At 74.4% G+C, this 8,447-nt stretch carries 8 protein-coding genes; 7 read left to right on the top strand and 1 reads right to left on the bottom strand.

Annotation, left to right across the window (positions count from 1 at the left end; all coding sequences use genetic code 11):
* Window positions 1–76: 76 nt before the first annotated feature.
* The 7 genes from LPA27_RS08180 to LPA27_RS08210 all read left to right on the top strand — a co-directional run bounded on the left by LPA27_RS08180 (window position 77) and on the right by LPA27_RS08210 (window position 7,424).
* Window positions 77–1,306, top strand: coding sequence for a PucR family transcriptional regulator (locus tag LPA27_RS08180; protein WP_056864251.1), 1,230 nt, complete (start codon window positions 77–79; stop codon window positions 1,304–1,306).
* Window positions 1,307–1,397: 91 nt separating this feature from the next.
* Entirely contained in the window at window positions 1,398–2,582 is a 1,185-nt protein-coding gene (locus tag LPA27_RS08185; RefSeq protein WP_056903930.1) for an acyltransferase domain-containing protein, read from the top strand.
* A complete protein-coding gene (locus tag LPA27_RS08190) occupies window positions 2,582–3,592 on the top strand; it encodes a beta-ketoacyl-ACP synthase III (protein WP_056864249.1) in 1,011 nt (336 codons plus the stop codon). The genes LPA27_RS08185 and LPA27_RS08190 overlap by 1 nt, the downstream gene beginning before the upstream one ends.
* A gap of 123 nt (window positions 3,593–3,715) precedes the next feature.
* Entirely contained in the window at window positions 3,716–3,961 is a 246-nt protein-coding gene (locus LPA27_RS08195; protein ID WP_056864248.1) for an acyl carrier protein, read from the top strand.
* A gap of 124 nt (window positions 3,962–4,085) precedes the next feature.
* The gene (gene fabF / locus LPA27_RS08200) at window positions 4,086–5,354 is read left to right on the top strand and encodes a beta-ketoacyl-ACP synthase II (RefSeq protein ID WP_228942133.1); all 1,269 of its coding nucleotides are present in this window, start codon (window positions 4,086–4,088) and stop codon (window positions 5,352–5,354) included.
* Complete coding sequence (locus LPA27_RS08205; RefSeq protein WP_228942134.1) at window positions 5,351–6,787, top strand: acyl-CoA carboxylase subunit beta; 1,437 nt, start codon at window positions 5,351–5,353, stop codon at window positions 6,785–6,787. Before fabF ends, LPA27_RS08205 begins: the two co-directional genes overlap by 4 nt.
* 142 nt (window positions 6,788–6,929) lie before the next feature.
* Entirely contained in the window at window positions 6,930–7,424 is a 495-nt protein-coding gene (locus LPA27_RS08210) for a hypothetical protein (protein ID WP_228942135.1), read from the top strand.
* A 99-nt stretch (window positions 7,425–7,523) separates the two neighbouring features.
* Here LPA27_RS08210 and LPA27_RS08215 read toward each other — a convergent pair whose 3' ends face one another.
* The gene (locus LPA27_RS08215; RefSeq protein ID WP_228942136.1) at window positions 7,524–8,042 is read right to left on the bottom strand and encodes a DUF3145 domain-containing protein; all 519 of its coding nucleotides are present in this window, start codon (window positions 8,040–8,042) and stop codon (window positions 7,524–7,526) included.
* Window positions 8,043–8,447: the final 405 nt, after the last annotated feature.

Consider the following 8,447-nt stretch of genomic DNA (forward strand, 5'->3'; position numbering starts at 1 on the left):
ACGCCACGCGGCCCACGCAGCACAACCGCCCGGCCCACCGCTGATTTCACCTGCGCGGGGGCACTAGCCTCGGGGCGTGCCCCCTGCCGCCGCGGACCCCTCGGAGCAGCGGCGCCGCGCCGCGGCGCGCCTGCTGCGCGCCACCGGCGCCCTCAGCACCGCCGCCACGGCCCGCATGGACGCCTCCGTCCCGTGGTTCCGCGAGCTCAGCGCCGAGGACCGCTCCTGGGTCGGCCTCATCGTGCAGGCGGGCGTGCGCGGGTTCGTGGAGTGGTACGGCGCCGACGGCGGGACCCCCGGGTCCGGGCCGGCGCTGGCCGGGTCGATCTTCGAGGCCGCGCCCCGCACCCTGGCCGGCGTCATCACCCTGGGCCAGACCGTCGACCTGGTGCGGCTCTCGATCGAGGTCGTCGAGAGCAACGTCGACAGCGTGCTGGAGCCCGAGGAGGCGGTCGACGTGCACGCCGCCCTGCTGCGCTACGCCCGCGAGATCGCCTTCGCGACCGCCGAGGTCTACGCGCGCGCCGCCGAGGTCCGCGGCGCCTGGGACGCCCGCCTCGAGGCGCTGGTCGTCGACTCGGTGCTGCGCGCCGAGGCCGACGAGACCGTGCTGTCCCGCGCCAGCGCCCTCGGGTGGACCGCGCGCGGCCGGGTCGTGGTCGTGCTCGGGTCGGCGCCGGCGCGACGCACCGAGACCGACCTCTTCGACGAGGCGCGCCGACGGGCCCGGGCCGCGGGCACCGACGCCCTGTGCGCCGTGCAGGGCGAGCGGCTCGTCGTCATCCTGGGCGGCGTCGAGGACCCCCGCGCCGCCGCCGACGTGGTCGTCGGGCTCTTCGGCGAGGGACCGGTCGTCGTCGGGCCCGTCGCCGGGAGCCTCGCGGAGGCCCACGTCTCGGCCCGGGCCGCGGTCTCGGCGCTGCGCGCCGCCAGCGGCTGGCCCGAGGCGCCGCGCCCCGTGCTGGCCAACGAGCTGCTGCCCGAGCGGGTGCTGGTGGGCGACGGCCACGCCCGGCGCCACCTCGTGGAGGACGTCTACCTCCGCCTGGTCGGGGCCCGCGGCACGCTGGTGGAGACCCTCGCTGCCTACCTCGCCGCCGGCGGCTCCATCGAGGGCGCCGCGCGGGCGCTCTTCGTCCACGCCAACACCGTGCGCTACCGGCTGCGCCAGGTCGCCGACCTCACGGGCTACGCGCCCGGCGAGCCGCGCGACGCCTTCACCCTCGAGATGGCGCTGGTGCTCGGGCGGCAGTCGGGTCGGCGGACCCCGGCACGACCGGCTTCGGACACCACGACACATCTGTAAACCGGATTTGTCGGGTTCCTACAACTTCGAGCCGCGCACTTGGTGCGCGCCGCAGGTGGGTCCCGGCCCCGGGCCCCGGCAGAGTGGGGGTGTGCTCGTCATCGTCGCTCCCGGTCAGGGAGCCCAGTCGCCCGGTTTCCTCACCCCCTGGCTCGAGGACCCCACCTTCGCCGCCCGCTTCGAGTGGCTCTCCACCGTCGCGGGCCTCGACCTCGTCGACTACGGCACCAACGCCGACGCCGAGACCATCCGCGACACCAAGGTCGCCCAGCCGCTGCTGGTGGCGACCGGTCTGGTCACGGCGCTGGCGCTCTTCCCGCACCCCGGCGACGCCTTCGAGCGCATCGGGGCCGTGGCCGGCCACTCCGTGGGCGAGATCGCCGCCGCGGCGGGCGCCCGCGTCATCACCGCCGAGCAGGCCATGGTGCTGGTGCGCGAGCGCGGCAAGGCCATGGCCGAGGCCTCGGCCGCGACCCCGACCGGCATGACCGCCGTGCTGGGCGGTGACCGCGAGGAGGTGCTGGCCGGCCTGGCCGAGCACGGTCTCACCGCCGCCAACGACAACGGCCCCGGCCAGGTCGTCGCCGCCGGCACCCTGGAGCAGCTGGAGGCCTTCAGGGCCGCTCCCCCGGCCAAGGCCCGCCTCGTGCCGCTCTCGGTCGCCGGCGCCTTCCACACCCACCACATGGAGCCCGCGGTCGGCCACCTCGGCCACCTCGCCCGCGCGGTCTCGACCCACGACCCCCGCACCCGCGTCATCTCCAACCGCGACGGGCAGGTCGTCCACGACGGTCGCGAGGTGCTGCGCCGCCTGGTCGGCCAGATCTCCCACCCGGTGCGCTGGGACCTGTGCCTGGAGACCATGGAGGACCTCGGCGTGACCGGCATCCTCGAGATGCCGCCGGCCGGCACCCTGACCGGCATCGCCAAGCGGGCGCTCAAGGGCGTGGAGACCTTCGCCCTCAAGACCCCCGACCAGCTCGACGACGCGCGCGCCTTCTGCGACAAGCACGGCGAGTCCGCCGGCATGGAGAACAGCCCCACCTGGCGCATGGTCGTCTCCCCCACCAAGGGCACCTTCCACCGCGACGAGGCGGCCGGCGCCACCGACCAGCTGGCCGCGGGCGCGGTGATCGGCGAGGTCGCCAGCTCGCGCGACAAGCTGGTCGTCACCGCCAACCACGGCGGCCAGGTCGTGGAGTGGCTCGTCGAGGACGGCGACCTGGTCTCCCCCGGTCAGCCCCTGCTGCGCCTGCACCCCCACGGCGCCAGCTGATGGCCGCCACCACGGGCCTGCGCACCGCCCAGGGCGCCGCCCACGCCGCCATCAAGAGCGTCGGCGCCTACCGCGCCTCGCGCGTCGTCCCCAACTCCGAGGTCGTCGAGGCCATCGACTCCTCCGACGAGTGGATCCAGCAGCGCTCGGGCATCCGCGAGCGGCGCTGGGCCACCGAGGAGGAGACGGTGCAGGTGATGGCCGTGGGCGCCGCCCGCCAGGCCGTCGAGCGCGCCGGCCTGGAGCCGGGCGACATCGGCTGCGTCATCGTCGCCACCGTCAGCCACCACCTCAGCACGCCGTCGCTGGCCACCGCCGTCGCCCACGAGCTCGGCACCGACCACGCCCCGGCCTTCGACATCTCCGCGGCGTGCGCCGGCTTCTGCCACGGCGTGGCCCTGGCCTCCGACCTCGTGCGCGGCGGCAGCGCCGGGCACGTGCTGGTCATCGGGGTCGAGAAGCTCTCCGAGATCACCGACCCCACCGACCGCGGCACCGCCTTCATCTTCGCCGACGGTGCGGGCGCCGTGGTCGTCGGACCGAGCGAGACCCCGGGCATCGGCCCGGTCGTCTGGGGCTCCGACGGCGAGCAGTACGACCTCATCCGCACCCGCGAGGACTGGCACCAGGCGCTCACCTCCGAGGAGCCCCGCGTGCCGCACCTGGTGATGCAGGGCAACGCCGTCTTCCGCTGGGCCTCCTTCCAGATGGCCAAGACCGGGCTGGAGGCCGTCGAGCGGGCCGGGATCACCGTCGACGACCTCGACTGCTTCGTGCCCCACCAGGCCAACAACCGCATCACCGACACCATGGCGCGGGCCATGAAGCTGCCGGCCGACGTGCGCATCGCCCGCGACATCGTCGACCAGGGCAACACCTCCGCCGCCTCCGTGCCGCTGGCGCTGGACCGCATGGTGGCCGAGGGCGACGCCCGCTCCGGCGACCTCGCGCTGCTCATCGCCTTCGGCGCCGGGCTCTCCTACGCCGCGCAGGTCGTCACCATCCCCTGACCGGCCCCTGAGCGGCCCCGCGCGGGCCGGCAGGAGCCCGACCGCACGCCCCCGACGTACCCGACGCACCACCCGAACCCCCGCGGGGACCTCCCGCGGCCACCACAGAGAAGGAATCACGCGATGCCCACCACCGAAGAGATCCGCGCCGACCTCGCCGAGATCGTCAACGAGGTCGCCGGCGTGGACGCCGACGACGTCCAGCTCGACAAGTCCTTCGTCGACGACCTCGACGTCGACTCGCTCTCGATGGTCGAGGTCGTCGTGGCCGCCGAGGAGAAGTTCGGCGTGTCCATCCCCGACGACGAGGTCAAGAACCTCAAGACCGTCGGCGACGCCGTGGCGTTCATCGAGCGCGCCTCCGCCTGACCGGCAGCACCACCGCAGCACCACGGCGGCCCCGGACCCCGGGGCCGCCCCGCACCACCCGCGTCGGGCGGGCGCAGCAGCACCGCCCGACGCGTCCCTTCCCGCACGTGAGGACACCCTGACGATGACATCCGCGCCATCCGCCCGCACCCGAGTCGTGGTCACCGGGCTCGGCACCACCAGCCCCGTCGGCGGCGACGTCGCCACCACCTGGGACGCGCTCGTCGCCGGCCGCTCCGGCGTCCGGCGCCTGACCGACGAGTGGGCCGCGGACATGCCGGTCAAGATCGCCGGTCGCGTGGCCGTCGAGCCCACCGAGGTGCTCGAGCGGGTCAAGGCCCGGCGTCTCGACCGCTCCTCGCAGTTCGCGATGGTGGCGGCCATGGAGGCGTGGGCCGACGCCGGCCTCGTCGACGCCGAGCTCGACCGCGACCGCCTCGGCGTCGCGATGGCCTCCGGCATCGGCGGTGTCACCACGCTGCTGTCGAACTACGACGTGCTCAAGGAGAAGGGCCCCCGCCGCGTCTCCCCGCTGGCGGTGCCCATGCTCATGCCCAACGCGCCCGCCGCCAACATCAGCCTCTACGTCGGCGCCCGCGCCGCCGTGAACACCCCGGTCTCCGCCTGCGCCTCGGGCAACGAGAGCATCGCGCTGGCCATCGACCAGATCCGCCTCGGCCGTGCCGACGTCGTCGTCGCCGGCGGCACCGAGGCCGCGATCCACCCGCTGCCGATGGCGGCCTTCGCCAACATGATGGCGCTGTCGAAGACCGGCAGCGAGGAGGGCGGCGACCCCACCACCGTCTCCCGTCCCTGGGACACCGGGCGCGACGGCTTCGTGCTCGGCGAGGGCGCCGGCGTGCTGGTGCTGGAGTCGGAGGAGCACGCCCGCGCCCGCGGTGCGCGCATCTACGCCGAGGTGCTCGGTGCCGGCATCACCGCCGACTCCCACGACATCGCCCAGCCCGACCCCGAGGGCCGTGGGGGCACCCGCGCGATCAAGCGGGCCCTCCTCGAGGCCGACATCAGCCCCGCCGACATCGTCCACGTCAACGCCCACGCCACCTCGACCCCGCAGGGCGACATCGCCGAGGGCCTGATGCTGCACGCGGTGATGGGCTCGCACGCCTCGGAGGTCGTCACCACGAGCACCAAGTCGATGACCGGCCACCTGCTCGGCGGCGCCGGCGCGCTGGAGTCGATCGCGACCGTGCTGGCGCTGCACCACCGCCTGGTGCCGCCCACGATCAACCTCGACGACCTCGACCCGCAGGTCGAGCTCGACATCGCCACCACCGCCCGCACCCTGCGCGACGGCGACATCGCGGCGCTCAACAACTCCTTCGGCTTCGGCGGCGCCAACGTCGCCGTCGCGTTCGGGACCTACCGATGAGCGTCCAGGCGGCGCCCGCCAAGCCGGCGAAGCTCCCCCGGGACCAGGACCCCCGCAACCCGGTCCTGCGCCTGACCGCCTTCTTCGACGAGGGTTCGATGGAGCTGCTCACCCCCGACGGTGACTCCGGCATGCTCGCCGCCATCGGCAAGGTCGCGGGCTCGCCCGTGGTCGCGTTCTGCTCCGACGCCACCGTCATGGGCGGGGCGATGGGCGACGTGGGCTGCCGCGTGGTCGTCGACGCCTACCACCGCGCGATGACCGACGGCGTGCCGATCGTGGGCCTGTGGCACTCCGGCGGGGCACGCCTGGCCGAGGGCGTGCTCTCCCTGCACGCCGTGGGCCGCATCTTCCACGTGATGACCCAGGCCTCGGGCAAGATCCCGCAGATCTCCGTGGTGCTCGGCCCCGCGGCCGGCGGCGCGGCCTACGGCCCGGCGCTGACCGACGTGGTCATCCTCGGCCCCGAGGGACGCATCTTCGTCACCGGGCCCGACGTCGTGCGCTCGGTGACCGGGGAGGACGTCGACATGCTGCGTCTCGGTGGTCCCGAGCCGCACGGTCGCCGCTCCGGCGTCGTGCACATCCTCACCGACTCCGAGGCCGAGGCCCTCGAGCGCGCCCGCGGCGTGGCCTCGCTGCTCGGCGCCCAGGGCAGCCTGCGCGTCGAGGACGTCGAGGACCGCGACCTCGCGGCCCTGCTCCCGGAGTCGAAGAAGCGCGCCTACGACGTGCACCCGCTGGTCGAGTCGGTGCTCGACGAGGGCACCGCCCAGGAGCTCCACGCCCGGTGGGCGCCCAACATCGTCACCGCCCTGGGCCGCTTCGGCGGGCGCACCGTCGGGGTGGTGGCCAACAACCCGCTGCGCCTCGGCGGCTGCCTCGACTCGCTGTCGGCGGAGAAGGCCAGCCGCTTCGTGCGCATGTGCGACGCCTTCGGGGTGCCTCTCATCGTCCTCGTCGACGTGCCCGGCTACCTGCCCGGTGTCGGACAGGAGTGGGACGGGGTCGTGCGCCGCGGCGCGAAGCTCCTGCACGCCTTCGGCGAGTGCGTCGTGCCCCGGGTCACCCTGGTGACCCGCAAGACCTACGGCGGCGCCTACATCGCCATGAACGCCCGCTCGCTCGGTGCCACCAAGGTGTTCGCCTGGCCCGGGGCCGAGGTCGCGGTCATGGGCGCTGTCGCCGCGGTGCGCATCCTGCACCGGCGCAAGCTCGCCGAGGTGTCGGTGGAGATCCGTCCCCAGGTCGAGGCCGAGCTCGCCGCCGAGCACGAGCGCATCGCCGGTGGTGTCGACAAGGCGGTCGAGATCGGGGTCGTGGACGAGGTCGTCAGCCCCGAGCGCACCCGCAGCATGATCGCGCGCGCCATCGACGAGGCCGTGCAGAGCGTCGGCGTACGCCACGGCGCGCACGGCAACATCCCGCTCTGAGGCTCCTCGCCGGCACCCCGCCGCGCGCACCAGCACGCCCCCGGGTCGTCCCACGATCCGGGGGCGTGTCGCGTCACCGCCGCGCCCGTGGCACGGTGGGGAGACCACCGTCACACGACGACCACCCGGGAGGTCGACCCCCATGCCCGCCACCACGCTCGCGCTGATCCGACCGTCCACCCGCCGCGCCCGCGCCGTCCGGGGCCCGCGCGCGGCCGCACTGGCCGTCGCGGCGGCCACGGCGCTGGGCGCCGCCGTGCTCGGGCCCGCTGCGCCGGCGCCGGCGCACCCGGGTCACGAGGGCTTCGCCCGCTTCGCCCAGATCGAGCGGGGCGACGGGATCCTGCGCAAGGGCTGCCACGATTACCGCTACCGCTACGAGGTGGAGGTGAAGCCGCGCTTCGACCAGTGGGCGTTGGAGACGTTCCTGGTCGACCGGCGGGGCGAGCGGGTCGCGGCCGGCGCCTTGCTCAAGGGCGCCGACCCCAAGGCCGGGGTGGACTCGATCCGCTTCTGCCGCACCGCGACCGTGCCGGGCCGCTTCACGCTGCGCGGCAAGCTCACGCTGCAGAACGTCGACGAGATCCACGACGGCTCCATCAAGCCGATCCGCTTCCGTCTGCGCCTGCCCGGCTGACCCCACGGCTCGCGCCGCACCGGGCTCGGCGGGACCTCACGACGTCGTGCGGCCCTGCGGGGTGCCGGACCGGCGCGTCGGAGACCGGCCCGACCGGCCTCAGACGACCTGGTGCAGCCAGCGCACCGGCGCGCCGTCGCCCGCGTGGCGGAAGGTCTCGAGTTCGTCGTCCCACGGCTTGCCGAGCAGCTTGTCGATCTCGGTCAGCAGGGTCACCTCGCCCAGCGCGGCCTTGACGACCGCGGCCTTGAGCCGGTCCTCGGGGATCATGATGTCGCCGTGCAGCCCGGTGACGGCGTGGTAGACGCCGAGCTCGGGAGTGTAGGAGAAGCGGGTGCCCTCCGTGGCGCTGGTGGGCTCCTCGGTGACCTCGAAGCGCAGGTGGTTCCAGCCGCGCAGCGCCGAGGCGATGGCAGCAGCACTGCCAGCCGAGGCCGCCCAGGACAGCTCGGCTCGGTAGGTGCCCGACTGCGCCGGCTGCGGCGTCCAGTCGAGGCTGACGGCGACACCGAGCACTCCGCCGACGGCCCACTCCACGTGCGGGCACAGCGCCGAGGGCGCTGAGTGCACGTAGAGCACGCCCCTCGTCGAATTACGGGTGGCAGTCTGTGTGGTCACCGTGACCTCCTTCATCTGCGGCGCGAGCTACGCCTTCCCCAGCGGTCTCGTCGTCAGATGTCGGTCGCACGAATGACACTCGTGTAGTTGTGCGCCCCATTGTGCCGCACGCCGGCCCCGGGCACCAGCACGACATCCCGTCGGTGCCTCACAGGTGGCGCACAGGTGGTCCCGGTGGTGCTGCCAGCCGCCCCGGCGAGGGTCCTCGGTGTGAGACGTCGAGCGACGTCGCAGACCCGGCGAGAGGACACCACCATGAGCGACGACCGATCCGGCACCGACCGGCCCACCCCCAGCGGCTCGCGCTGGGGCCCGTGCACCGGGCCCGCCTCATGGCCGCCCTCCTGCTCGCCTACGGCAACGCCGTCATCAGCGTCGCCGGCGGCGAGCTGCGTGCGGGCCGCG

The organism is Nocardioides sp. Leaf374, from assembly GCF_916862475.1.
In the GTDB taxonomy this organism is placed as follows: domain Bacteria; phylum Actinomycetota; class Actinomycetes; order Propionibacteriales; family Nocardioidaceae; genus Nocardioides; species Nocardioides kribbensis.

What these genes read in the sequence shown, in the direction of transcription:
- LPA27_RS08205 (WP_228942134.1), top strand. Translation starts at nt 5,351, where the DNA reads ATGAGCGTCCAGGCGGCGCCCGCCAAGCCGGCGAAGCTCCCCCGGGAC.
- LPA27_RS08190 (WP_056864249.1), top strand. Translation starts at nt 2,582, where the DNA reads ATGGCCGCCACCACGGGCCTGCGCACCGCCCAGGGCGCCGCCCACGCC.
- fabF (WP_228942133.1), top strand. Translation starts at nt 4,086, where the DNA reads ATGACATCCGCGCCATCCGCCCGCACCCGAGTCGTGGTCACCGGGCTC.
- LPA27_RS08195 (WP_056864248.1), top strand. Translation starts at nt 3,716, where the DNA reads ATGCCCACCACCGAAGAGATCCGCGCCGACCTCGCCGAGATCGTCAAC.
- LPA27_RS08210 (WP_228942135.1), top strand. Translation starts at nt 6,930, where the DNA reads ATGCCCGCCACCACGCTCGCGCTGATCCGACCGTCCACCCGCCGCGCC.